The organism is Streptomyces sp. R11, assembly GCF_041051905.1.
Lineage (GTDB): Bacteria > Actinomycetota > Actinomycetes > Streptomycetales > Streptomycetaceae > Streptomyces.
The window spans coordinates 7955927-7980669 of the sequence record NZ_CP163432.1 but is presented as its reverse complement, the minus strand read 5'-3'; the positions used below and the strand labels follow the sequence as shown (position 1 = coordinate 7980669).

The window sequence follows — 24743 nt, the reverse complement described above, 5'->3', positions numbered from 1 at the left end:
GGGACGTTCAATAGGCGGTGAGGGTCCTCACGGCCGTGACGACCTTGTCGACGGTGGGGATCACCCGTTCCTCCAGCGCGTCGGCGAACGGCAGCGGAACGCACTCCCCCGCCACCCGCCTGACCGGCGCGTCCAGCAGGCCGAACCCCTCGTCCGCGACGACCGAGACGACCGTCGCGCCCCAGCCGCCCTGGTACGGGTTCTCCTCGACGGTGACGAGCCGCGAGGTCCGCCCGAGCGACGCGAGCACGGTGCTCATGTCCAGCGGCACCAGACAGCGCAGGTCGACGACCTCCGCCTCGATGCCCTCGCCGGACAGCAGGTCGGCGGCCTTCAGCGCGAGCGGCACCATCGACGCGAGGGCGACGAGGGTGACGTCGGCGCCCTCGCGGACGACTGCGGCACGGCCCAGCTCGACGACATGGTCCGGCGGTGCGGGCGCACCCTTGGAGGCGAGCAGCGCCTTGTGCTCGAAGACGACGACCGGGTCGTCGCTGCGGATCGCCGCCGCCATCATGCCGATCACGTCGGCGGGAGTCGCCGGTGCGGCGATCTTCAGACCGGGCACGGTGAGCGCCCAGTTCTCGGTCGCCTGGGAGTGCTGTGCGCCGAAGCCGAGCCCGCCGCCGTTGGCGGTGCGCACCACGAGCGGGACGGTGACCTGGCCGCCCGTCATGTACCGCACCTTGGGGATCTCGTTGGCGAGATAGTCCCAGCAGCAGGCCAGGAAGTCGGAGAACATGATCTCGGCGACGGGCCGCATCCCGGTCATCGCGGCGCCCATGGCGGCCCCCACGATGGCCTGTTCGGAGATCGGCGTGTCCCATACCCGCTCGGGCCCGAACTCCTTGAACAGCCCGACGGTCGTCTTGAACACCCCGCCCGCCTCACCGATGTCCTCACCCAGGCACACGACGGACGGATCGCGCCGCATCTCCCGCGCGATGCCCTCGGCGACCGCCTCCCGATAACTGATCACGTCCGCCACGCCGCGCCTCCGTCCGCCCATACGTCGGTGAGCGCCTCGTCCGGATCGGGCGCGGGCGCCGCCTTCGCGGCCTCGACCGCCTTCTGGACGAGGGAGGTTGCCCGCTCGTCCGCCTCGCCGATCACCGCCTGCGACACCCCCATCTCGACGAGCCGTCCCCGCGCCAGGTCCAACGGGTCGTGCTTCAGCCAGCGTTCGACCTCCTCGGCCGGGCGGTAGGTGGCCGGATCGGCCCGGCTGTGCCCGAAGTGGCGGTAGGTCAGCGCCTCCAGCAGCGCGGGCCCGTCTCCTGCCCGGGCCCGAGCCGCGAACCGGGCCACCGCCTCCTCGACCGCGAGGACGTCGTTGCCGTCCACCACCTCGCCCGGGATGCCGTAGGCGGGCGCCCGGTCGGCGGCGGGCCGGGGCACCGCCGTGACGTCGGCGATCGGCGTGTACTCCATGTAGAGGTTGTTCTCGCAGACGAACAGCACCGGCAGCTTCCATACGGCGGCCAGGTTGAGTGCCTCGTGGAAGGCGCCGATGTTGGTGGCGCCGTCACCGAAGAAGGCGACCGCGATCTGGTCGGTGCCGCGCAGCCGGGCCGACCAGGCGGCGCCGACGGCCATCGGGAGGTGGGAGCCGACGATGGCGTACGAGCCGAGCATGCCGGTGGACGCCTTGGTCAGGTGCATGGAGCCGCCCTTGGCCCCGCACAACCCCGTTGCCCGGCTCATGAGTTCGGCGAGGCACTCCTCGGGGGTGGCCCCGCGTGCCAGCGCGTGATGGTGTCCCCGGTAGGTGGCGAAGACGTAGTCGTCGGGGCGCAGGGCGGCGCTCGCGCCGACGGCGATGGCCTCGTGTCCGGCGGCGAGGTGGGTGGTGCCCTTGACCAGACCCTGCAGGAAGAGGTCGTGGGCGGCCTTCTCCGTCCGGCGGATGACGGTCATCTGCTCGTAGGCGGCGAGGAGTTCGGCCGGTTCCATCAGCGGGACCCGTCGCCGTGGGGGGTGCTGCGGGAGGTGTCCAGGGGGTTGCGGGACGTGTTGAGGTGGGACTGCGACTCGCGCCGGGTGTTCAGCTCGCCGCCGACCGTCCAGTACTTGCGGCCCGCCACCAGCAGTTCCTCCGCCGGGAACTTGGTGATGACCTCGCAGCCGTCGGCGGTGACGACCACTTCCTCCTCGATGCGGGCGGCGGACCAGCCGTCGGCGGCGGGCCAGTAGGTCTCCAGCGCGAACACCATGCCCTCCTCCAGGACCTCGGGGTGGTCGAGGGAGACCAGCCTGCTGAAGATCGGCTTCTCCCAGATCGACAGGCCGACGCCGTGGCCGTACTGGAGGGCGAACGCGGCGGTCTCGTCGGCGAAGCCGAACTCCTCGGCGCGCGGCCAGACCTGCACGATGTCGGCGGTGGTGGCGCCCGGGCGGACGAGGTCGATGGCCTGGTCCATGTACTCACGGCAGCGCACATAGGCGTCGCGCTGGGCGCGGGAGGCGCTGCCGACGGCGAAGGTGCGGTAGTAGCAGGTGCGGTAGCCGAGGTGGCTGTGCAGGATGTCGAAGAAGGCGGGGTCGCCGGGACGGATCAGACGGTCGCTGTAGACGTGCGGATGGGGTGAACAACGCTCGCCGGAGATCGCGTTGACGCCCTCGACGTACTCGCTGCCGAGGTCGTACAGCACCTTGCTGACCACCCCGACACACTCGTTCTCGCGCACGCCGGGCCGCAGGTAGCCGTACAGCTCCTCGTACGCGGCGTCGACCATCGCGCAGGCCTGGGTGAGCAGGGAGATCTCGTCCGGTGTCTTGATTCGGCGGGCCTCCAGGAAGACCTGCTGTCCGTCGACGACCTCGATGCCCTCGGCGCGCAGGGCGGTGAGGACCGGCATCTCGACGACGTCGACGCCGAGCGGCTCGTCGGCAAGGCCGTGTGCGCGCAGCTCGGTGGCGATCTTCGCGGCGACGTCCGCGGCGATCCCGGCCTGCGGGTGGAAGGCGCCGCGCAGCGTGGAGATGCCGGCGCGGGCGCCGGTGGGCGGGCTGTCTTCCTTGCCGTCGCTGTAGTCGAGCCACGGGTTGTACAGCTGGTGGTGCCGGGCCGCGGAGCCGAAGTCCCAGACGATCGGCTGGCCGCCGCGCACCAGCAGGGCGAAGCGGATCAGCTTGTCCATCGCCCAGGTGCCGATGTGCGTGGCCGTCATGTAGCGGATGTTGGCGAAGTCGAAGCTGAGCACCGCACCGAGATCGGAGCGGTTCAGGGTCTCGTTGAGACGGGCCAGCCGCTGTTTGCGCAGCCGGTCCGGGTCGACGCGCTCTTCCCAGTCGACGGCGTTGGGTCCAAAAGTGCGGATCGCCATGGCGACCACCCCCGCTTGGGAGTCAACGACTGTACGCGGTGAGTGTCAAGCCTCACTGAACAGCACTGGACACGAACCAGATGCCTGTAGCCGGTACGTCACCATCATTGCGGTAGCGGTGCGGGGTCGTCGACTCGAAGCTGACGGCGTCGCCGGGACGTAGCGTGTACTCGTCGAAACCGAGGGTGAGGATCAGTTCGCCCGAGGTCAGGCAGCCGTATTCGGTGCCGGTGTGGCGCATGAGGCCACCGGAGCTGGAGGAGGCCCCGCCGGGCCGGTACGTCACGAGCAGGAAGTCGACGTCGGTGCCGGGAACATGGCCGAGACGCTCCCACACCACGCCCGAGTCCAGCTCCAGCACCTCCCGCTCCTCCGGCATGACCAGCGGGCCGATGCGGCGACCGGGGTCGGCGGCGAACGCGGCGAGGGCGTGCAGGACAGTGCCGGGGGCTGCCGCCGCCGGGGAGGCTGTTGCGGCCTCCCCCGCCTCGAAGAGGGCCTGGATGGAGGTGCCGAGGGCCGTGGTGATGGCGTAGAGGGTGCTGACCGAGGGCTGGCTCTTGCCGTTCTCGATCTGCGAGATGAGGCTCGCCGATACGCCGACCTCCCGGGCGAGCGCCCGCAGGCTCGTCCCGCGCGCGAGGCGGGCCTGTCGGATGCGGGTGCCTACCGGCGGGACGGCGGCGGGAGGCATGGGGGCTCCTCTCGGCAGGGCAGGACTGTTCGCTCTCATTGAACAGCGAGCGGAGCACGCGCGGTACTGCAACGCCTCAAGGGGCACGACGTCAGACCTTCCCCACCGGAAACACCGCCCGGACCTCCCACCCGCCCCCGCCCCGCGGCCCGGCATGCGGTTCCCCGCCCAGAGCGGTCACCCGCTCCTTGAGGCCGACGAGGCCGAAGCCACAGCCGGGGGCGGCCGCCGGCAGTTGGACGCCGCCTCGGCCGTCGTCCGCGACCGACACCTCCAGGCGCCCGGCGTCGTCGCTCAGGCGGACCTCGATGTGCGCGGCGTCGGCCGCGTGCCGGCGGACGTTGGTCAGCGCCTCCTGGACGACCCGGAAGGCCGCCGCCTGCACCTCATGGGGCAGGTCGTCCGAGACCGCGGTAACGGCTCAGGGTGACCTGCCGGACCGGGCTCGCGAAGCCGCCCGTCAGCTCGGCGATGCCCGCCAGGTCGCCGACCGGGCGACGGTCGCCGCCCTCGTCCCCGGTGTCGCGCAGCACGCCGACCGTACGGCGCATCGAGGCGAGGGCCTCGGTGGCGGCGCGTTCGATGCCGGGCCAGGACGGGGTCGAGTTCCTGCGGCTGGGTCCGCGCCGTCATGCGGGCCATCTGCGTCTGCACGAGGATCCCGGTGACATGGTGGGTGACGAAATCGTGCAGGTCGGCGGCGATGGCGACGCGTTCGGCGCGCGGGGTCTCGCCGACGGTGACCGTCCGCCGGCAGTCCGGGGTGCGCAGGTATGCGGCGAGGCCCGCGAAGACGCCGACCAGCACCAGGCCGAGCACGATGAGGGCCGGCGCCTCGTCCTGCACGGACCTCATGTACCGCACCGGCATCAGCAGCAGCGCGGCCACGTCGAGGGCGGCGCAGGCCACTGCCCAGCGCGGCGGGCACTGCCGTACCGCGACGAACAGCAGGCACAGCAGGATCAGGGCCTCGCCCGGACCGAACATGCTCCGCGCACCGGCCAGAAGCGAGCCCGCCGCGTACAGGATCGAGGCGGCGGCGGGTGCGGCGGTGCGCATCTGCGGTGTCAGCCATGCGGGCCGTCGTCCGGCCGGCCACAGCACGGCGGTCAGGCCCACGAGCAGCACGGCCGCGGTCGGCCGGACCGGGCTCGCCAGCGGCAGGACGCCCGTGCCGTCGGAACCCGCGTAGAGCACGTCGACGACACACGCGGCGAACAGAAAGCCGACGGCGAAACCCCGGGCGCAGCCACGGGGGGTGGCGGACTTCATGCCGATCACGGTAGGCGAGCCCTCACCCCCGCGAACTCGACGTCGTCCGCCAGGTCGCCCTCGGCCGTACGAACGCCGAGATCGCCGCCGAGTTGTACGTCTCCCTGTCCACGGTCAAGACGCACCTGTCCAGCGTCCAGCTGAAACTCTCCGCCCGGAACCGCGTCGAGATCGCGGCCCGGGCCTGGCAGCACGGGTACGGGCAGCCGGGCGGCTGAGGCGTCGGCGAGGCGTCGACGCGCTCCCGGAGTGGTCACTCGAACGGGCCGGTGCCGGTGGTGGGCCGTTGGTTGCGGTGGTGCGCTGAGGACACTCGTCACGTTCTCAGGAGGCACCCCGATGACCCGTCGTACGTCCCGACTCGTCCGCGTCCTCTCCTCGGCCCTGGCGGCAGGAACGTTGTTGGCCACCGCCGCCTGCTCGGACGACGGCGACAAGGACGGCTCGCGGGACTCCGGCGTCACCGCGTCCCCCGCCGCCAGGAAGCAGCCGACCGGCTCACCCACCACGACCGGTTCTCCCACCGGGGCCACCCTCACCGAGTCCGGCGCACAGACCGCGCTGATCACCGAGGCGGACATCGAGGACAACTGGACCCAGGTCAAGGACACCGAGGCCGAGAACTGGCACGACAGCCTGCTCATCGGCACCGTGGACGTCTCGGACTTCCTGACCGCCAAGGCCGACGCCGCCAACTGCCAGCGGCTCATGGACTCTCTCTACGACGACGACCTGCTGGGCAAGCCGTCGGGAGCGAACGCGCTGCGCGGCTTCACGCAGAACGACTCGCGGCTGCTGTACCAGGTCGCGGCCTACGACCGCAACGACCCGCAGGACTCCCTGAACTGGATGGCGAAGCTGCCGGACGAGTGCGACCAGTTCACGATGACCGAGAACGGCGAGGAGCGCACCGTCCAGGTCATCGAGACCTCGCTGCCCGACGTGGGCGACGCCCGCGAGGGCCTGCGCGTGACGGTGCAGGGCACGACCGGCGGCGAGCAGGCCACGCTGACCCTCGACGTCGCCGCCGTACGTGTCGGCAACGACGCGATCACCGTCACGGCGGGCGGCCTCGACGGTGACGAGCGCGACTCCGTGGGGCAGGCGGTCAAGCTCGGCACCCAGCGCCTCAAGGACGTCCTGGCCGGGAAGTCGCCCGCCTCGACCCCCAGCGAGATCGAGTGACACGGCCGGCCGCTCCCTCTCCCTCCCGCCGCACTCCGCGCTGACGCCCTCCAACAGCCGTCCCCGCTCTGCCGATTCCCAGGACACGTGATCAACGGAGCGGCACAATGGCGGCGATGGCCGGTTTCGGTCGTTCGTGCGAGGAGAGGACGAGTCGTGAGTGATGGCCACACCCCGTCGGGCGGGTCGGCGAAGCTGAACACCGGTGTGGCGCACAACGCGCGCGTGTGGAACTACTGGATCGGCGGCAAGGACAACTACGAGGTCGACCAGCAGGTCGGCGAGCATGTCGCGGGGATGTTCCCGATTATCCGGGACATCGCCCGCGCGGACCGCGACTTCCTCGGCCGGGCGGTGCGTTTCGTGGCCGAGGAGCAGGGCGTGCGGCAGTTCCTCGACATCGGCACCGGACTGCCGACGGCGGACAACACCCATGAGATCGCCCAGCGCGTGGCCCCCGACTCACGGGTCGTGTACGTCGACAACGACCCGATCGTGCTCGTGCACGCCCGGACGCTGCTGACCGGCACCCACGAGGGCGTCACCGCCTACATCGACGCCGATGTGCACGACCCGGACGCCATCGTCGAACGCGCCGCGCAGACCCTGGACTTCACGAAGCCGGTCGCGGTGATGATGCTGGGCATCCTCAACTTCGTCCTGGACTACGACGAGGCCCGCGAGATCGTGCGGCGCGTCCTGGCCGCGGCTCCCTCCGGCAGCCACCTGGTCCTGACGCACCCGACGTTCGACCCCGAGCTCGGCGGCGAGGGCCAGATCGCGGCGATGAAGTTCTGGAACGAGAACGCCACGCCGCCGATCACGGCGCGCAGCGGCACGGACATCGCGGCCTTCTTCGAGGGGCTGGAGCTGCTGGAGCCGGGCATGGTGTCCTGCTCGCAATGGCGCGCCCCCGACGCTCCCGCTGCGGTGCCGCAGTACGGCGCGGTCGCCGTGAAACCCTGACGCCCAGCAGGGACCACACGTGTCCGCCCGGACCGGAACGGACCGGCCGAGTTCGTCGAGGAGACCGTATGACCACCCTTGCCGATCCCGTCCCGGGCGGGCGTCCCGGTGACGTCGAGCGGGCCGGCGCGCTGAGCGGCGAGCTGTCCGGGCGGGGCGTGCACGGGATCGTCCTGGCCTACGTCGACACGGCGGGCATCGCCCGGGTGAAGACGATCCCGACGGCGCAGCTCGCCTCCGCGGCGGCCTGGGGCGTCGGGATGTCTCCGGTGTTCGACACCTTCCTGGCCGGCGACTCCATCGTCACCACGGACGTCCTCGGCTCCCCGGACGGCGACCTGCGCCTCTACCCCGACCTCGACCTGCTGGTGGAGCTGTCCGCACAGCCCGGCTGGGCGTGGGCGCCGGTGGACCGGATCACCCAGGAGGGCGAGCGGCATCCCGGGTGCAGCCGTACGTTCCTGCGGCGGACGGTCCTCGAGGCGGCCGAGCGGCACGACATCGCCTTCAAGGCGAGCGTCGAGATCGAGTGGGCGGTCGCCCAACCCCCGGGTCCCGAGGGTGAGTTCGTGCCGGCGGTCTCAGGGCCGGCATACAGCGCCGCCCGCCAGGTCGAGTTGAGCGACTGCGCCGCCGAGCTGCTGGCGGCGCTCGCTCGACAGGGGGTGGAGGTCGACCAGTTCCATCCGGAGTACGCGGCCGGGCAGTTCGAGCTGTCGGTGGCCGCGCTCGATCCGGTGGCGGCGGCCGACCGCAGCGTGCTGGTGCGGCAGACGATCCGGGCGGTGGCGCAGCGCCACGGGCTCGCGGTGTCCTTCGCCCCGGCGGTCCTCGGTCAGGGCGTCGGCAACGGCGGCCACGTCCACCTTTCCGCATGGCGTGAGGGGGTCAATCTGCACGCGGGCGGTGACCGCCGGCACGGCATGCGGCCCGAGGCCGAGGCCTTCGCGGCCGGCATCCTCGCCCACCTCCCCGCTCTCACGGCCGTGACCGCGCCGAGCCCGGCGAGCCATCTGCGGCTCAGACCCTCGCAGTGGGCCGGGGCGTTCACCGCATGGGGCCGCGAGACGCGGGAGGCCGGGCTGCGTGTCGTCACCGGAACGGCAGGCCATCGCACCGAGGCGGCCAACCTGGAGGTCAAGCCGGTGGACCTGGCCGCCAACCCGTACCTAGCCCTCGGCTGCCTGATCGCTGCCGGGTTGGACGGACTTGCGTCGGGTGCGCGACTGCCGGAGGAGATCACCGGCGACCCGGCACATCTGGACGCTCAGGAAGCGGCTGCCCGAGGTGTCCGCAGGCTGCCGACCTCGCTCGCCGAGGCCGTGGAGGCGTTCCGTACGAACGAGCCGCTGCGTGCGGCGCTCGGCCCGGTCCTCGCCGACGCCGTGATCGCCGTACGGCAGGGCGAGGTCGACGCCGTCGCCGGGCTGGACGACGATCAGGTCGCGGCGGCGTACCGCTGGAAGTACTGACGTGGGCGCCACCGGGCCGGTCCACGAGGCGCTCGCGGCGCTGCCGCTGGTGGATCACCACTGCCACGGGATCGTCACCGCCGACCTGGGCAGGGACGGCTTCGAGTCCCTGCTCACCGAGGGCGAGCCTTGGCCCGGCATCTCGTCCTTCGACACCCCGGTCGGCGTGGCCGTACGCCGCCACTGCGGACCCCTGCTGGATCTGCCGCGGCACGCCCCCGCCGACGCTTATCTGGCCCGGCGTGCGGAGCTGGGCCGGCGCGAGGTGGACCGACGGCTGCTCGCCGCCGCCGGAACGGAGGTGTTCTGCGTCGACACCGGCTACACCCCGCAGCGCCTCAGCACACCCCAGGAGCTGGCGGCGACCGCCGACGCGACCGCGTTCGAGGTCGTACGGCTGGAGGCGATCGCCGAGGCGCTGGCGGCGCAGGGGGTCGAACCGGATGCCTACGCCTCGGCCTTCCGCACGGCCGCCGAGGAGGCCGTACGGCGTGAGGGCGTGGTGGCCGTGAAATCGGTTGCCGCCTACCGGACCGGCTTCGATCTGAACCCGGCGCGCCCGTCGGACGCGCTGGTCACCGCGGCGGCCCGGCAGTGGCTGGCGAACGGCGGCCGCTTGACCGACCCGGTCCTGGTACGTCATCTCCTGTGGACGGCGGTAGATCTGGGGCGCCCCCTTCAACTCCACACCGGGTTCGGCGACAGCGACATCCGACTGCACCGCGTGGACCCGACCCACCTGACGGACTGGCTGCACCTGATCAAGGGCACGATTCCGGTGTTGCTGCTGCACTGCTGGCCCTACCAACGCCAGGCCGCCTATCTGGCGGCGGTCTTCGAGGAGGTGTACCTCGACGTCGGCCTCACCCTGCACCACGTCGGCCCCGCCCGGTCCCGGGCGATCCTTGCGGAGGCGATGGAGATCACTCCGTTCCGCAAGCTGCTGTACGCCTCCGACGCGTATGGTCTGGCGGAGTTCTACCAGCTCGGCGCGCTGGCGTTCCGCCGCGGCCTGGGCGAGCTGCTCCAGGACCGGGTGGACGCCGACGAACTGGGCCTGCCTGACGCGCTGCGGATCGCGGCGTGGGCAGCCGGCGACAACGCCCGCCGTCTCTACGGACTCCCCGCCCCCGAACCCGACCCCGCCTTCGAGCCCCGCCCGCCTCGCGACTGAGCGTTCGCAATTCCCGGAAAGTATGATCAAGCAATGTCTGACATGACCGAGACCACGCCCGGCTGGCTGTCCTCCGACGAGCTGGAGATGGCACGCGCGCGCATGCCGATCCTGTACGTCGAGGCCGTGCCGGTGCGGGTCGACGACAGCGGCGAGGTCACCAGCATCGGCCTGCTGCTGCGCATCGGACCGGACGGAACGGTCAGCCGGACCCTCGTCTCCGGCCGCGTGCTGCACCACGAGCGCGTCCGCGACGCCCTCCTGCGGCACCTGGAGAAGGACCTCGGCCCGGTGGCGCTCCCCCGGGTCCCGACGTCGCTCCAGCCCTTCACCGTCGCGGAGTACTTCCCGACGCAGGGCATCACTCCGTACCACGACCCGCGCCAGCACGCGGTCTCGCTCGCCTACGTCGTCCCGGTCACCGGCGACTGCCGGCCCCGCCAGGACGCCCTCGACCTGGTCTGGTTCAGCCCGCAGGAGGCTCTGTCCCCGGCGGTGCAGAGCGAGATGCCGGGCGGTCACGGGGTGCTGCTGAAGCAGGCGCTGGCACATGTGGGCTGCGTGATCTGACCGCCCGCGGGCGACGAGGACCGGGCCACGAGGACCGGGCCACAAAAAACGAAGGGCAAGGAGGTCGCTCACTCCTTGCCACTCTCAACGTATAGCGCACTGGGGGTCTTGCAGCAAGACCCCCTTCGTACCGCAGAATCTCCGGCCGAAGCCAGTGCCTGCGGAAATGAGTGTTGTGATGATCGACGTGATCATTGTGGGCGGCGGACCGACCGGCATGATGCTGGCCGGCGAGCTGCGGCTGCACGGCGTGCATGTGCTCGTGCTGGAGAAGGAGCCGGAGCCGACCCCCGTGGTCCGCTCGCTCGGTCTGCACATGCGCAGCATCGAGGTGCTGGACCAGCGGGGTCTGCTGGAGCGGTTCCTCGCGCACGGTAAGCAATACCAGGTCGGCGGCTTCTTCGCCGGCATCGACAAGCCCTGGCCCGACCGGCTGGACACCGCGCATCCCTACACCCTCGGCATCCCCCAGACCATCACCGACCGCCTGCTCGCCGAGCACGCCACCGAGGTCGGCGCCGAGATCAGGCGCGGCTGCGAGCTGGTCGGGCTGAGCCAGGACGACGACGGGGTGACCGCAGAGCTGGCCGACGGCACACGGCTGCGCTCGCGCTACCTCGTCGGCTGCGACGGCGGCCGCAGCACGGTGCGCAAGCTGCTCGGCATCGGCTTCCCCGGCGAGCCCGCCACGATGGAGACGCTGCTGGGCGAGATGGAGGTGGCCGTACCCCAGGAGACGCTGATCTCGGTGATGACCGAAGTCCGCAAGACCCAGAAGCGGTTCGGCTTCATGCCTCTCGGCGACGGGGTGTACCGCGTCGTCGTGCCTGCCGCGGGGCTGGCCGAGGACCGCTCGGTCCCGCCGGCCTTCGAGGAGGTCAAGCACCAGTTGCGGGCGATCGCCGGCACCGACTTCGGCGTCCACTCGCCGCGCTGGCTGTCCCGCTTCGGCGACGCCACCCGGCAGGCCGAGCGCTACCGGTCCGGCCGTGTGCTGCTGGCCGGCGACGCGGCGCACATCCATCCGCCGACCGGCGGCCAGGGCCTCAACCTCGGCATCCAGGACGCGTTCAACCTCGGCTGGAAACTGGCCGCCGAGCTGGGCGGCCGGGCACCGGACGGGCTGCTGGACAGCTACGAGAGCGAACGGCACTCGGTGGCGGCCGACGTGCTGGACAACACCCGCGCGCAGATGTACCTGATGTCCACCGAACCGGGTCCGCAGTCGGTGCGCCGGCTGGTGTCGCAGCTGATGGACTTCGAGGACGTGAACCGCTACCTGATCGAGAGGATCACCGCGATCGGGGTCCACTACGACTTCGGCGAGGGCCATGAACTGCTCGGCCGACGGCTGCGTGACGTGAAGCTGAAGCAGGGCCGCCTCTACGAGCTGATGCGCGGCGGCCGCGGACTCCTGCTCGACGGGACGGGCCGGCTCTCGGCGGCGGGCTGGTCGGATCGGGTCGACCATGTCGTCGACGCCAGCGAGGAACTGGACGTTCCCGCGGTGCTGCTGCGGCCGGACGGCCATGTGGCCTGGGCCGGCGAGGATCAGCAGGAGCTGCTCGGCCATCTGCCGCGGTGGTTCGGGGCCGCCGCCGGTTGAGTATCCGGTCGGCACCGGGAACCCAAGCGAAGAAGGGCCCTCACAGGCTCTCGCCTGCGAAGACCCTTCGCACCGTCGGGACGACAGGATTTGAACCTGCGACCCCTTGACCCCCAGTCAAGTGCGCTACCAAGCTGCGCCACGTCCCGGTGCCGTCTGACCTGGGGTTTCCCCCGGCCGAACGTGCATGGAAACAATACCGCACTCGGGTCGGTGGTCGCGCACTCGTTTCCGCGCGCCCGGCCGCTTCAGGTCCGCTCGGGGCACACGCCCTCGCCTGTCGCGGCCGGCGCTGGAGACGGGGCCGGTCCCAGGGTCGTCAGGGCGTCGGCCCGCACCAGGTCCCGGACAGGACGCACCGAGAGCAGCGCAGCCACGACGACGAGGCTCATGCCCCCGGCGACCAGGAGCACGTGGTCCGTGCCGATGGTCGCCGCGGCCGGGCCCGCGAGGGCCTGGCCGACCGGCATCATCGCCAGGGAGCCCGCCACGTCGTATGCGTGGATGCGGTTGAGGACATCGGCCGGGACCTGCGTCTGGACACTGGTCGCCCACATCACGCTCCAGAAGGCCATACCCGCCCCGGCGACAGCGGCTCCGGCCGCCATGGCCGGAACGTCTAGCCCGGCGCCGACCGTCATGGGGAAGCCGGCGAAGGCGAAGAGCGCGATCGCTCCGGCGCGGAGCATACGGCGCGGGCGCAGCCGCAGCGCCAGCAGACCGCCCACGACGGTGCCCGCGCCGAGGGCGGAGTTGATCAGGCCGTAGGCACGCGGTCCGTGCTGCTGGACCACCTCCGTCGCCACGAGCGGGACGGTCGGGCCCCACACAGCGATCATGTAGACGCACCAGATGGCTATGACGCCCCAGAGCCAGGTGCGAGCCCTGAACTCCCGCCAGCCTTCCGCCAGATCGGCCCGGAAGGCCCTGGTCCCGCGGCCTGCGCGGTCGCCGGGCGGGCGGACCGGTGGGGGCAGGCGGAGCAGCAGGAGGCACAGGGCGCTCACCGCGTACGTGGTCGCGTGGGCCGCAAACACGCCTCCGGGTGACGCGAAACCGACGAGCACACCGGCGAGGGCCGGTCCGGCGAGTTGGGCCACGGCCTCGGCGACGCGTATGGCACCGTTCGCGCCCTGGACGTCGGTGGCGAGCCGGGGCACTGTGCCTGCGACGCCGGGCTGGAACACGGCGCCCGCCGCGCCGTTGACGAATCCGATCGCGCAGATCTGCCACAGCACGACATGCCCGGAGAAGAAGAGCACGGCGGCCAGGGACTGGGTGCCGAGGCGGACCAGGTCGGCGCCGATCATCAGCTTGCGGGTGCTGAAGCGGTCCGCGATGACCCCGCCGAAGACGATGAGTCCGGCGAAGGCGGCGGACGTGGCGGCCAGGGCGAGGCCGACGGCTCCGGCGCCGTACCCGTGCTGCAGCAGGCCCGCGGCGAGGGCCACCGGCAGCATGGTGTCGCCGAGTTGGGCGACGGCCCGGGCGACGAAGAACAGGCCGAAGTCACGCGACCATACCGGGTGGGATCCGGCCCGCCCCTTCATCTGCTTGCGCCTTCCGGTCATGACATCGGGCACTGACAATGCCTCGCCGGTCTCACTGGCCCGCCGCCGGCCCCAACTCGGGATGTGCCTCCAGCAGGCGCGACGGTGCCGCCTGGCGCCAGGAGTCGGCGAGGATGTCACGCAGTTCGTCCTCGTCGTCCAGGGCGGAGAGCCAGGCCCTCACCCAGGCGAACTGCGCCTCGTGGTCGGCGATCCAGAACTTGTCCGGCTCGGCGAGCACCAGTTCGTCGCGCTCCTCCTTGGGGCAGCGCACGGCGATGGAGGTCTCGTCCTCGGGCAGCGTGGCGAACATCTTGCCCGCGACCCGGAACGTGGGCATGCTCCAGGCGATCTTCTCCGTCGTGTCCGGCAGGGACAGGGCGATACGGCGTACGTCTTCGGCATCCGGCATGACAGGCACGGTAGCGGCTGCCACTGACAACCACCTGGTGAGTGGGGTCGGCCCGACGCATGGGAGGCCTCTAGAAGCTGAAGGTCATGAACGCTCCGAGGCCGCGGTCGGCCGCCGCGCCGAAGAACTCGACAAGCTCCTCGTATGCCCCCTCCAGCCACTCCAGCTGCCCCTCGGGGTCGAACCTCCACATATTGGGGTACACATCCTGCTTCCCCATCCGCTCCGCGTCGTAGTGGGCCGCCAGTCGCTCCCACGGGGTCGCCCGCAGCTCCCGTGCCACGCTGTCGATCTGTTCAGCCGTCCACCCGAACAGGGTGCCGTCGTCCCGGATCTGGAACCCGTCCATCACGAACTCGAGTGATGTCTCGGCCTCGTCGAACAGGAACTGAAGGCCGCCGAACGCCTTGTCCGGGCCGCCATAGGGACGGTCCGGCTTCGGATAGTCCTGGCCGTACAGCTCGGAGACGCAGTCATCGGCCCAATTCGGGTCCTTCTCCGCCCTGTCCAGCTCCTCCGTGGTCGCACCGACGAACGAAATGGTCACTCCCATGACTGCCAATCCCCCTGTGTGTGCTGCCTCTTCGGCCGCTGCGTCGATGTCATGGTCGATCAACGTCGGTGAGTGTTCCACGCGGCACTGACAACGGGCGTTCGGTCACAGGCGCTTGAAGTAGATCGTCGTCGGCCGCAGCGCTCCGTCCGGGTTCGCCGCGTAGTCCGGGATCACCCCGGCCCGGGTCCAGCCGGCCGCCCCGTACAGCCGCTCGGCGAGGCTGTCGGTCTCGGTGTCGAGGTGGAGGAGGGTGACCCCGGCCCGGTCGCCGCCTCTTCCGCGGTCGTCAGGAGTCTGCGGCCGAGGCCCTGTCCCCGTGTGTCCCGGTGCACCATCAGCTTGACCAGTTCGGCCCGGTGACGGCTGTTGGGCTTGTCGGGGAAGGCCAGGCTGACCGTGCCGACGGTTCGCTCGCCCTCGCGTGCCACCCACACCGCCCACTGCCCGGTGGCCACGGCCGCCGCGCGCTCCTTCCACCAGGCCATGGCCGCCGTACGACCAAGGGGGGCCAGGAACCCGACCGATGCCCCGTCCTCCACGGTGCCCACCAGCAGGTCCGCCAAGTCCTCCACATGGTCCAGCAGTTGGCCTCCATCCAGGCGCGTCACGATCACGGCAGCACCACCGCCAGCACGTACCGCACCGCTCCGGGCCCCGAGCACCGGAACCCCGTGGGCCCCCACACCCGCATCCGCAGACAGTCCCCGGCGTCGAGATGGTGCTCGGCCTCCTGAACCGTCACTTCGAGCGCCCCCTCCAGCACCCAGATGTACTGCTCCAGTCCCGGCACGGGCGGCCGGTCGTACGCGATGTCGGCGCCCTCGGTGAGCCGGCCCTCGACGAGTTCCGCGCGCAGCCCGGCGTGCGGCGGCGACACGGACCGTCGCACGAACCCGGAGGACCGGTCCTCCCACACCGGCTGCTCGGCCGCCCGCAGCAGCAGCACGGGCTCGGACTCGACCTCGCTGAGCAGCTGGGACATGGTCCGGCCGTGGACGTGGCACAGGCGGTTCAGCAGCGAGGCGGTGGGGCTGATCTCCGCCCGCTCGGCGCGGGACAGGGTCGAACGGCTGATGCCGCTGCGCTCCGCCAACTCGCCGAGGGACCAGCCACGTTCGGCCCGCAGCTCGGCCAGGCGGGCACCGAGGCGGGCGTCGACCGTGTCCGGCGGTTCGCCACCGTCTACGACTTGTTTCATATTCGGGACGCTATCCCGGATATGAAACGACGGCGTTACGGGAGCCTCACTCCCCCGCCACCTCCCCGAGCGCGTCGAGCACCGGCCTGATCAACGGGTGCTCCTCCGCGCCCCGACGCACTGCCGCGAACACCCTGCGCGTGGGGGCCACCCCGTCCACGGGCCGTACGACGACTCCCGCGAGGTCCATGCCGCGCAGCGCCGAGCGCGGTACGAGCGCCACGCCCGCGTCGGCCGACGCAAGGGCAACGACCGCGCGGAAGTCGTCCGAGGAATGTTCGAGGCGGGGCTGGAAACCGGCGTTTTCGCAGGCCAGGACAACCACGTCGTGACAGGGGTTGCCGGGGTACTGACCGATCCACGAGTCCTTCGCGAGCTCAGCGAGGGGGACCTCGGCCGCGTCGGCCAACCGGTGGCTCACCGGGACGACCGCGTCGAAGGGCTCGGCGTACAGCGGTACGTGCGCGAGGCGGGGGTCGTCGGCGGGCGGCGCCCCCCGGTACTCGACGGCCACCGCGATGTCGACCTGCCGGTCCAGCACCATGGGCAGGCTGGCGTCACCCTCGGCGTCCTGGACGCGGATGCGGATGCCGGGGGCGGTCCCGGCGAGACGGGCCACCGCGGGCGCGACGACCAGGGCGATGCCGGTCGCGAAGGAGGCGACCGTGACCGTGCCGGCCGCGCCCGAGCTGTAGGCCGCGAGCTCGGCCTCCGCCCGCTCCAGCTGGGCGAGGACGGCGTTGGTGTGGCTGAGCAGGATCTCACCGGCCGGGGTCAGCCGTACGCCCTTCGCACCGCGCTCCACCAGACGGTGCCCCGTCTCCTGCTCCAGGGCCGCGAGCTGCTGGGAGACCGCGGAGGGCGTGAGGTACAGCGCGGCGGCAGCCGCCGTCACTGTGCGGTGGTCGGCCACCGCACGGAGGATGTGGAGCCGCCGCGCTTCGATCATGAGATCGATTATCGCAAGGTCCGGCGTGGGCCGGACGTCAGCCTTCCAGTTCGGCGCGGGCCGAGACGAAGGCGTCCACGGCACGGTTGACGTCGTCCGTCGAGTGCGCGGCGGACAGCTGGACGCGGATACGGGCCTGGCCCTGCGGCACCACCGGGTAGGAGAAGCCGATCACGTACACGCCGCGTTCCAGCAGCAGCTCCGCCAGTCGGCCGGCCTTGGACGCGTCGCCGATCATCACGGGTGCGATGGCGTGGTCGCCGGGGAGGATCTCGAAGCCCTCCTCCGTCATCCGGCGGCGGAACAGCTCCGTGTTCTCGGTGAGCCGGATCCGTAGGTCGTCCGCCGACTCCAGCAGGTCGAGGACCTTGAGGGAGGCGGCCGCGATCACGGGGGCCAGGGTGTTGGAGAAGAGGTACGGCCGGGAGCGCTGGCGCAGCAGGGCGACGATCTCGGCGCGGGCCGCGACGTAGCCGCCGGACGCGCCGCCGAGGGCCTTGCCGAGGGTGCCGGTGATGATGTCGACGCGGTCCATGACACCGTGCAGCTCGGGGGTGCCGCGGCCACCTGGGCCGACGAAGCCGACGGCGTGCGAGTCGTCGACCATGACCATGGCGTCGTAGCGGTCGGCGAGGTCGCAGATCTCGCGCAGCGGGGCCACGTAGCCGTCCATGGAGAAGACGCCGTCGGTGACGATCAGCCGGCGCCGGGCGTCCGACGCGTACTTCAACTGCCGCTCGAGGTCGGTCAGATCGCGGTTGGCGTAGCGGAAGCGGCGGGCCTTGGACAGCCGGATGCCGTCGATGATCGACGCGTGGTTGAGGGCGTCGGAGATCACCGCGTCCTCCGGGCCGAGGATCGTCTCGAAGACGCCGCCGTTGGCGTCGAAGCAGGAGGAGTACAGGATCGTGTCCTCCTGGCCGAGGAACGCGGAGAGCCTGGCCTCCAGTTCCTTGTGCACCTCCTGTGTGCCGCAGATGAAGCGCACCGACGCCATGCCGTAGCCCCAGCGGTCGAGGGCCTCGTGGGCGGCGGCGATCACCTCGGGGTGGTCGGCGAGGCCGAGGTAGTTGTTGGCGCAGAAGTTGAGCACCTCGCCGGGACGGCCGCCCGCGGCGACGTTCACGGTCGCGGACTGCGGGGTGTCGATGACGCGCTCGGGCTTGTGCAGGCCGGCGGCGCGGATCTCGTCGAGGGTGGCGCGCAGGTCGTCGCGCACGGAGTCGAACATCTCAAAGCTCCTAGAAAAGCAGATGGCTTACGCGGGTGACTTACGCGGTCCAGTCGAGGATGACCTTGCCGCCGCGGCCGCTCGCCGCGTCGGCGAACGCCGCTTCGAAGTCGCGGTAGCCGTACCGGCCGGTGATCACGGGGGCGAGGTCGAGGCCGCCCTCCAGGAGCACCGACATCGCGTACCAGGTCTCGAACATCTCACGGCCGTAGATGCCCTTGATCGTGATCATCGAGGTGACGATCCGGGCCCAGTCGACCGGGAACTCCTGCGCGGGCAGGCCGAGCATGGCGATACGGCCGCCGTGCGTCATGTTGGCGATCATGTCGCGCATGGCCTCGGGGCGGCCGGACATCTCGAGGCCGATATCGAAGCCTTCACGCAGCCCCAACTCCCGCTGCCCCTCGGCGATCTGAGTCTCCGCCACATTCAGCGCCAGGCTCACGCCGATCTTGCGGGCCAGCTCCAGCCGCTCCTCGCTGACGTCGGTGATCACGACGTTGCGGGCACCCGCGTGCCGGGCGACGGCGGCGGCCATCAGCCCGATCGGTCCGGCACCCGTGATGAGCACGTCCTCGCCGACCAGCGGGAAGGACAGCGCGGTGTGCACCGCGTTGCCGAACGGGTCGAAGATCGCGGCGACGTCGAGGTCGACGGGGACCCGGTGCACCCAGACATTCGCGGCGGGCAGGGCGACGTACTCGGCGAAGGCGCCGTCGCGCCCGACGCCGAGCCCGACCGTGGCACGGCACAGATGACGGCGGCCGGCGAGACAGTTGCGACACTTGCCGCACACGAGGTGTCCCTCGCCGCTGACCCGGTCGCCGACGGCGATGTCGGTGACGTCACGGCCCGTCGCGACGACCTCGCCGACGAACTCGTGCCCGAGCACGAGCGGGGTGCGGATCGCCTGCTGCGCCCAGCCGTCCCAGGACCGGATGTGCAGGTCGGTGCCGCAGATGCCGGTGCGCAGCACCTTGATCAGTACGTCGCCCGGTCCGACGGCCGGCTCCGGGACATCCGCGAGCCACAGCCCGGGCTCCGCCTTCTCCTTGACCAGCGCCTTCACGGAACGGCTCCTGACGGTGAGTCCCGGCCGCGGGCATGCCGAAGGCGCCCGCGGCCGGGGAGGGGGGTGGAATCGCCTAGCAATCTGCCGTACGGCGGCGCCCCGGTCCATCGAGGATTTCTTAAGCGGCGCCACAGCTTTCCTTCACACCCTCCACTCGCGTCCCCTCAAGCCCTCTGGGCGGCGACAATCGAGGTAGGGCCCACGGACCGCCGTCGCGGCCGGTCCCGGTGCTCCCGCCCCGTACTCGGCCGACTGACCTGGAGTCGCTCATGAACACCGCACGTGACCTCGCGATCGTCGCGCTGGACATGGCGCCCGACCGCCCCGTGGGGCAGGGCGAACTGTCGCTCGCGCTCGCGGCGGCCGAAGTCCTCGACCTCATCGAGGCCGGGGCCCTCGTCCTCGACGACGAACGCATCACGCCGAGTGCGCAGGCTCCGACGGGCGACCGGCTGCTGGACGAGGCCGCCTCGTCACTCGTACGGCAGGAGCCCTACGAGTCCGTCGAGGACTGGCTGTGGCGCCGGGGGCGCGGACTGTCCTCGGCCTATGTCGCGGATCTGGAGAGCATGGGGCTCACGGCCAGGCCGCGGGCCCACCGGATCTCGCTGCGGGCCGGGCGGTCGGTGCCGGTCGACTCGGCGGCCCGGCAGCGGGCCGAGGAGCGCTGGGCGTCGGGCGAGCCCGTCCTGGCGGCCCTGGCTGCCGCCGCCGGGTTGCACGACATGCCGGACGGCTCCCCTGACGACCTCACCGACGACACGGTCACGACCGTCCTCGCCGCCGTCGGCAACGCGGTCGTGGAGCTGGAGGCCGTACGGCAACGACGGGCGATCGAGGACGCCGCATTCGACAACGTGTGGCGCGGTTTCTAGCCGCCGCTCTCGGACCCGGAGCAGTCACAACAGGGGGAGCCCGTCGGCCTCCCGCCGTTCCAGCCGGGTGACCAGGTCCGCCGCCGACGCCTTGATGGTCTCCAGTCCCGCTCTCCCCCACGGCCGCGGCTCCACGTCGACGACGCACACAGTGCCGATCACCATCCCCGTGCTGTCGATGAGCGGTGCGCCCAGATAGGAGCGGATGCCGAACTCGTCCACGATCGGGTTCCCGGCGAACCGCGGATAGTCGCGGACGTCCTCCAGGACCAGCGCCTTGCGTCGGACGACCACATGGGGGCAGAACCCATGGTCGCGCTCCAAATGGCGGCCCAGCTGGGGCTTGCTGTCGTCGGCGCGGGCGAGGTTCACGGCAGGTCGCACATGCAGGCCGGCGAAGAACTGACGGTTCTCGCCGATGAAGTTGACCATGGCGTACGGCGTCCCGGTGTGCTCGGCCAGATGGTCCGCGAAGACGTCAAGGGCCGGATCGGGGTGTTCCCCCAGGCCCATGCGAAGCAGCCGCTGCGCACGGGCGGGGGCCTCCTTGTCCTCGGGAGTGAGCAGCAGGCGAGCGACCGGGTGGGGTGGGCCGTAGCTCATGGGCGGATTCCGTCGCTGTGGGCGTACGTCATATGCGGCTCCGTGCTGGTGTGTGCGGATGTCACATGTGGGCGCCGTGGCTCGGCGCGGGTGCCGGGGTGTGAGCGATGAGGTGCCGGACCAGGGTCAGCAGGGTCTGAACGCCTGAGCTGGAGATCCGGGCGTCGCAACGGACCACGGGAACCTGCGGGTCGAGGTCGATCGCGGCTCGGACCTCCTCCGGGTCGTACCGGTAGCCGCCGTCGAACTCGTTGATCGCGACGATGAATCCGAGGCCCCGCTGTTCGAAGAAGTCGACGGCGGCAAAGCATTCCTCCAGTCGCCGGGTGTCGGCGAGGATGACCGCGCCGAGCGCACCCTCGGAGAGTTCGTCCCACATGAACCAGAACCGCTCCTGTCCGGGCGTGCCGAACAGATACAGGACGTGTTCCGGATCGAGCGTGATGCGGCCGAAGTCCATGGCCACCGTCGTCTCGACCTTGTTCTCGATCCCTTCGAGGCTGTCGGTCGCGGCGCTGACCGTGGTGAGCAGCTCCTCCGTACTGAGCGGCGCGATCTCGCTCACCGCGCCGACGAAGGTCGTCTTGCCTACCCCGAACCCTCCCGCCACCAAGATCTTCAGCGCGGTGGGAAAGGGATCAGAGCTGTCGTCGTAGTCCATCGAGCACTGCCTCCAGAAGGGCCCGGTCAGTCGGGTTGTGGTGGAACTCGGGGGGCTTGGTGGTGACCGCCCCGCAGCCGACGAGGTCCGACAGCAGCACCTTGGTGACCACCGCCGGCAGCTTCAGATGGGCGGCGACCTCGGCGACCGACACCGGGCCGCGGCACAGGTCGATCGCCTGCTCGTGCTCGGGGCCGAGGTAGCCGAGGGGGGTCGCCCCGGTGGCCATGACCTGCGACATGAGATCGAGCGCGATGGTGGGCCGGGTGCGGCCGTTGCTGACCGTGAAAGGGCGCACCAGCCGTCCGGCCGCGTCGTCGAGCCAGGGCCCGTCGCCGGCCGCCGTCACGTTCAAGGCGTCAGCGCCGAGGGGTCGACGGAGTGCTGCCGGGGAGCGGTGACCAGGTAGGGGCGGACGCTCTTGACGAGCATCGCCATCTCGTAGCCGAGCACGGCCGCGTCGGCCTCGCGACCGGCCAGGACGGCGAGACAGGTGCCGGAGCCGGCCGTGGTCACGAAGAGCAGGGTCGAGTCGAGTTCGACGACGACCTGGCGCACCTCTCCGCCGTCGCCGAAGCGGACGCCGGCGCTCCGGCCGAGGGAGTACAGGCCGGACGCGAGGGCGGCCATGTGGTCCGCGCTGTCCGGGTCGAGGCCGTGAACCGACTTCACGAGCCCGTCGCAGGAGAGGAGGACCGCACTGGTGGTGTGCGGTACGCGCTGCACGAGGCCGCTCATCAGCCAGTCGAGATCGGATACATGGGCGGTCTGCGCTTCGCTCGCCATGATGGATCGACTCCTTGAGGTACGAAGGTCAGCGGGAGCGCTGGGGGTGGGGGTGGACTTCCAGGCGGACGTCGAACTGGTCATGAACGTGGTCATCCGGCTGGAGCGCTCCCGTCGTGCCAGGGGGTGTGGTCGGCACCCGGCGCGGACCCGGGCTGCCTCTCGTTGGTGTGGACCGGGTCCATGGGCGATACGTCCATGGAGGGACGGGTGGTCATGGAGTTCACGTCTGTGTGCAGTCCATCCAGGGCCGTCGGGCGCAGGTGTGAGGGCTGCGGGTGCCCCGTGTCGAGACTCGTCGGCTCCAGGTGGATCGGCACCGGGCGCACGGCCTCCAGGCGGGTGGGCTCGGGGGACGTGTGGGCCAGGCCGGTGGGGTCCGGGTCGGTCGACGTCGTGTCGGAGGCCTGGTGCGGCGTGGAACTGTAGGCGGAAGCGGTCCCCTGCCTGGTCGCGGTGTGCACCGCCTCCATGTGCGGCGACTCCACGTGTGCCGACTCCACGTGTGCCGACTCCACGTGTGCCGACTCCATGCGTGCCGACTCCATGCCTGTCGACTCCATGCCTGTCGACTCCATGCGTGTCGACTCCATGTGCTGCTGCGTCTCCGCGAGCCCGACACCCCGTTGGAAGGCCGCCATCAGCCCCGGGTCGTGCCCGGCAAGTTGGTCGGACTCCTGACGCGGCGCGGGGCCGTCACGCAGTTGCGGTGCGATGTGTTCCTGGGCGCGGCGTCGGGGCAGTTGGGGCTTGCCCATAGTGCCGCGGACGGTGCCGGCACCGGTGCGCGGGGCCAGCGGTGCGGCGGTGTTCTCCTCGACACGGCCACGCTCGTCGGGCCTGATGCCGGGCAGGGCCTCCGCGGGGTTGGCCCGCTCCTCGTGGGCGCCGCGCACGGGTAGCGGTGCCGGTCCGGTGCCGTTCGCTCCAGCGGCCGGGCCCATCCCGCCGGCCGGCGGCTGCTGCCGACGCGGCGCGCCCGTGGACGCCTCGGCCGCACCTCGCTGCCCGCCCTCCGACGCGGCCGACGCATGCAGCCCGTACTGCTGCGGAGGCACCGGCGTCTGCGGCGGACGCGGTTGCTGCGGGCGTGCCGGCGACGGGGCGTGCGGCGGTACGGGCGTACCTGCCGCCCTGTGCGGCTCCTGCGCGCCCTCCACGCCTGCACGAGCCCCGGGTTCCGTCCCCAACAGCCCCTGCGGCACGACGAGTACGGCCTGGACACCTCCGTAGATGTTGGTCTGCAGGCGCACATGGATGCCGTGCCGCTTGGCGAGTTGCGAGACGACGAACAGCCCGATGCGCCCGTCCGCCAGCAGGCTGGCGACGTTGACCTGGTCGGGGTCGGCGAGCAGGGCGTTCATGCGGTTCTGCTCGCCGACCGGCATGCCGAGCCCGCGGTCCTCGACCTCGACGGCCAGCCCCGAGGTCACGAGGTTGGCGCGGAGCAGCACTTGGGTGTGCGGGGCGGAGAACACCGTGGCGTTCTCGACCAGTTCGGCCAGCAGATGGATGACGTCGGCGACGGCGTGCCCGCGCAGGGTGCCGTCGATCGGCGGCACGAGCTTGACCCGCGAGTACTGCTCCACCTCGGCGATGGCGGAACGCAGCACCTCGGTCATGGAGACCGGGTTGCTCCACTGCCGACGGGAGACGGCGCCGCCGAGCACGGCGAGGTTCTCGGCGTGGCGGCGGATGCGGGTGGCGAGGTGGTCCACGTGGAAGAGGCCCTTGAGCAGATCGGGGTCCTCCATCTCGTTTTCCAGCTCGTCGAGGATGGAGATCTCGCGGTGCACGAGCGACTGAAGACGCCGGGCGAGGTTGACGAAGACCTCGAGCTTCTGTTCGCTGCCCGCCTGGCTGGAGAGCTGGGAGGCCTGGACAACGGCGGTGACGGCCCCGTCCTGGGCGCGGGCCAGATCGGCGGCGAGCAGTTCGAAGTCGTCGGCGCCGTCGGGCGGACCGCTGCGCTGCCTGCGCTTCGGCGGGGCCTCGCCACGCCGCAAGGTGTCGACGAGGGCTCGCAGATCGGCCTCGCCGCGCGCGCTCCTGCGGCGCAGTGCGCCGATGCGGTCGCTCACGGACCTGGCGGTGCGGTTGGCGGCCACCGCGGCGATCAGGATGCCCGCCAGGGTCACCGAGACCGCGCCGGCGAGCACGCCCCAGAGTGTGAGGCTCGGCCGTACTCCGGTGGACCGTACGACGAACAGCACGGCCGCGAAGGCGCTGAGGGTCACCGCGACCGGTGGCAGCACGGCCAGACGCAGCAGTTGGGGCCGTATGTGGGTCTCGGGCAGCGCGGTAGCGGTGCGGGCGGCCGGGCGCCCGTGCCGCCCGCCCTCACGGCGGTCAGCGCGTGCGGCCGGGGCGCGGAGATGAGACATCGGGGTCCTCGTACTGGTCCGTCGGTCGGAGCCTGGGATGCGCGCGGTCTGCGCGGCCCGGGGCGTGCGCCATCGCGATGTCGGTCGACAGAACCGACGAATTCGGCTCCGCGTCGCCCGACGGACACTGACAGTAGTCGCCTCCGCATCAAGTGCGGTGGGCAGTTGCCAAAGTCCCGCAGGCAGCGTCCCGCTCTGGTA

At 71.3% G+C, this 24743-nt stretch carries 25 protein-coding genes, 1 tRNA gene and 2 pseudogenes; 8 read left to right on the top strand and 20 right to left on the bottom strand.

Annotation, left to right across the window (positions count from 1 at the left end):
* Positions 1-7: 7 nt before the first annotated feature.
* The 6 genes from AB5J55_RS36955 to AB5J55_RS36930 all read right to left on the bottom strand — a co-directional run bounded on the left by AB5J55_RS36955 (position 8) and on the right by AB5J55_RS36930 (position 5292).
* The gene (locus tag AB5J55_RS36955) at positions 8-988 is read right to left on the bottom strand and encodes an alpha-ketoacid dehydrogenase subunit beta (protein WP_369274794.1); all 981 of its coding nucleotides are present in this window, start codon (positions 986-988) and stop codon (positions 8-10) included.
* Positions 976-1953 carry a thiamine pyrophosphate-dependent dehydrogenase E1 component subunit alpha gene (locus AB5J55_RS36950; protein ID WP_369274793.1) on the bottom strand — a complete coding sequence of 326 codons (978 nt, stop codon included), beginning with the start codon at positions 1951-1953 and terminating at the stop codon, positions 976-978. The genes AB5J55_RS36955 and AB5J55_RS36950 overlap by 13 nt, the downstream gene beginning before the upstream one ends.
* On the bottom strand, positions 1953-3326 hold the full coding sequence (locus AB5J55_RS36945; RefSeq protein ID WP_369274792.1) for a M24 family metallopeptidase: 1374 nt from the start codon (positions 3324-3326) through the stop codon (positions 1953-1955). Before AB5J55_RS36945 ends, AB5J55_RS36950 begins: the two co-directional genes overlap by 1 nt.
* 52 nt (positions 3327-3378) lie before the next feature.
* On the bottom strand, positions 3379-4020 hold the full coding sequence (locus AB5J55_RS36940) for a helix-turn-helix domain-containing protein (protein ID WP_369274791.1): 642 nt from the start codon (positions 4018-4020) through the stop codon (positions 3379-3381).
* A 91-nt stretch (positions 4021-4111) separates the two neighbouring features.
* The gene (locus AB5J55_RS36935) at positions 4112-4405 is read right to left on the bottom strand and encodes an ATP-binding protein (protein WP_369274790.1); all 294 of its coding nucleotides are present in this window, start codon (positions 4403-4405) and stop codon (positions 4112-4114) included.
* The gene (locus tag AB5J55_RS36930) at positions 4366-5292 is read right to left on the bottom strand and encodes a histidine kinase dimerization/phosphoacceptor domain-containing protein (RefSeq protein WP_369274789.1); all 927 of its coding nucleotides are present in this window, start codon (positions 5290-5292) and stop codon (positions 4366-4368) included. The genes AB5J55_RS36935 and AB5J55_RS36930 overlap by 40 nt, the downstream gene beginning before the upstream one ends.
* A 29-nt stretch (positions 5293-5321) precedes the next feature.
* Here AB5J55_RS36930 and AB5J55_RS36925 point away from each other — a divergent pair.
* The 7 genes and pseudogenes from AB5J55_RS36925 to rox all read left to right on the top strand — a co-directional run.
* Positions 5322-5510 (top strand): annotated as a pseudogene (locus AB5J55_RS36925) (response regulator transcription factor); the annotation flags it as partial.
* Positions 5511-5631: 121 nt separating this feature from the next.
* Positions 5632-6477: a hypothetical protein gene (locus AB5J55_RS36920; protein WP_369274788.1), complete on the top strand. Its 846-nt coding sequence runs from the start codon at positions 5632-5634 to the stop codon at positions 6475-6477.
* Positions 6478-6633: 156 nt separating this feature from the next.
* Positions 6634-7443, top strand: coding sequence for an SAM-dependent methyltransferase (locus AB5J55_RS36915; RefSeq protein WP_369274787.1), 810 nt, complete (start codon positions 6634-6636; stop codon positions 7441-7443).
* Positions 7444-7511: 68 nt separating this feature from the next.
* Entirely contained in the window at positions 7512-8915 is a 1404-nt protein-coding gene (locus tag AB5J55_RS36910) for a glutamine synthetase (protein WP_369274786.1), read from the top strand.
* A gap of 1 nt (position 8916) precedes the next feature.
* Positions 8917-10089 carry an amidohydrolase family protein gene (locus tag AB5J55_RS36905; protein ID WP_369274785.1) on the top strand — a complete coding sequence of 391 codons (1173 nt, stop codon included), beginning with the start codon at positions 8917-8919 and terminating at the stop codon, positions 10087-10089.
* A 42-nt stretch (positions 10090-10131) separates the two neighbouring features.
* A complete protein-coding gene (locus tag AB5J55_RS36900; protein WP_369276394.1) occupies positions 10132-10659 on the top strand; it encodes an NUDIX hydrolase family protein in 528 nt (175 codons plus the stop codon).
* A gap of 178 nt (positions 10660-10837) precedes the next feature.
* Positions 10838-12265 carry a rifampin monooxygenase gene (rox, locus tag AB5J55_RS36895; protein ID WP_369274784.1) on the top strand — a complete coding sequence of 476 codons (1428 nt, stop codon included), beginning with the start codon at positions 10838-10840 and terminating at the stop codon, positions 12263-12265.
* Positions 12266-12340: 75 nt separating this feature from the next.
* On the opposite strand, the gene AB5J55_RS36890 is transcribed toward rox, so the two are convergent.
* The 9 genes and pseudogenes from AB5J55_RS36890 to tdh form a co-directional block, all read right to left on the bottom strand.
* A tRNA-Pro gene (locus tag AB5J55_RS36890) sits at positions 12341-12414 on the bottom strand.
* A 99-nt stretch (positions 12415-12513) separates the two neighbouring features.
* On the bottom strand, positions 12514-13836 hold the full coding sequence (locus AB5J55_RS36885; protein ID WP_369274783.1) for an MFS transporter: 1323 nt from the start codon (positions 13834-13836) through the stop codon (positions 12514-12516).
* 31 nt (positions 13837-13867) lie between these two features.
* Entirely contained in the window at positions 13868-14227 is a 360-nt protein-coding gene (locus AB5J55_RS36880) for an MmcQ/YjbR family DNA-binding protein (RefSeq protein WP_369274782.1), read from the bottom strand.
* A 70-nt stretch (positions 14228-14297) separates the two neighbouring features.
* On the bottom strand, positions 14298-14843 hold the full coding sequence (locus tag AB5J55_RS36875; protein WP_369274781.1) for a YfbM family protein: 546 nt from the start codon (positions 14841-14843) through the stop codon (positions 14298-14300).
* Positions 14844-14885: 42 nt separating this feature from the next.
* Positions 14886-15397, bottom strand: a pseudogene (locus AB5J55_RS36870) (N-acetyltransferase family protein).
* Entirely contained in the window at positions 15394-15981 is a 588-nt protein-coding gene (locus AB5J55_RS36865) for a helix-turn-helix domain-containing protein (RefSeq protein ID WP_369274780.1), read from the bottom strand. The pseudogene AB5J55_RS36870 and the gene AB5J55_RS36865 overlap by 4 nt, the downstream one beginning before the upstream one ends.
* 46 nt (positions 15982-16027) lie before the next feature.
* A complete protein-coding gene (locus AB5J55_RS36860; RefSeq protein ID WP_369274779.1) occupies positions 16028-16930 on the bottom strand; it encodes a LysR family transcriptional regulator in 903 nt (300 codons plus the stop codon).
* Between the two features lie 37 nt (positions 16931-16967).
* The gene (locus tag AB5J55_RS36855) at positions 16968-18161 is read right to left on the bottom strand and encodes a glycine C-acetyltransferase (RefSeq protein WP_369274778.1); all 1194 of its coding nucleotides are present in this window, start codon (positions 18159-18161) and stop codon (positions 16968-16970) included.
* Between the two features lie 40 nt (positions 18162-18201).
* Positions 18202-19230: an L-threonine 3-dehydrogenase gene (gene tdh / locus AB5J55_RS36850; RefSeq protein WP_369274777.1), complete on the bottom strand. Its 1029-nt coding sequence runs from the start codon at positions 19228-19230 to the stop codon at positions 18202-18204.
* A gap of 272 nt (positions 19231-19502) precedes the next feature.
* Between tdh and AB5J55_RS36845 the strand changes: the two genes are divergently transcribed.
* Positions 19503-20108 carry a GPP34 family phosphoprotein gene (locus AB5J55_RS36845; RefSeq protein WP_369274776.1) on the top strand — a complete coding sequence of 202 codons (606 nt, stop codon included), beginning with the start codon at positions 19503-19505 and terminating at the stop codon, positions 20106-20108.
* 24 nt (positions 20109-20132) lie between these two features.
* Here AB5J55_RS36845 and AB5J55_RS36840 read toward each other — a convergent pair whose 3' ends face one another.
* From AB5J55_RS36840 to AB5J55_RS36820, 5 genes are all read right to left on the bottom strand, one after another.
* Positions 20133-20711, bottom strand: a complete 579-nt coding sequence (locus AB5J55_RS36840; protein WP_369274775.1) for a GAF domain-containing protein — start codon at positions 20709-20711, stop codon at positions 20133-20135.
* Positions 20712-20772: 61 nt separating this feature from the next.
* Complete coding sequence (locus AB5J55_RS36835; RefSeq protein WP_369274774.1) at positions 20773-21372, bottom strand: ATP/GTP-binding protein; 600 nt, start codon at positions 21370-21372, stop codon at positions 20773-20775.
* On the bottom strand, positions 21350-21721 hold the full coding sequence (locus tag AB5J55_RS36830) for a DUF742 domain-containing protein (protein ID WP_369276393.1): 372 nt from the start codon (positions 21719-21721) through the stop codon (positions 21350-21352). Before AB5J55_RS36830 ends, AB5J55_RS36835 begins: the two co-directional genes overlap by 23 nt.
* 2 nt (positions 21722-21723) lie before the next feature.
* Entirely contained in the window at positions 21724-22158 is a 435-nt protein-coding gene (locus AB5J55_RS36825; protein ID WP_369274773.1) for a roadblock/LC7 domain-containing protein, read from the bottom strand.
* A gap of 92 nt (positions 22159-22250) precedes the next feature.
* Positions 22251-24542 carry a sensor histidine kinase gene (locus AB5J55_RS36820; protein ID WP_369274772.1) on the bottom strand — a complete coding sequence of 764 codons (2292 nt, stop codon included), beginning with the start codon at positions 24540-24542 and terminating at the stop codon, positions 22251-22253.
* Between the last annotated feature and the right edge of the window lie 201 nt (positions 24543-24743).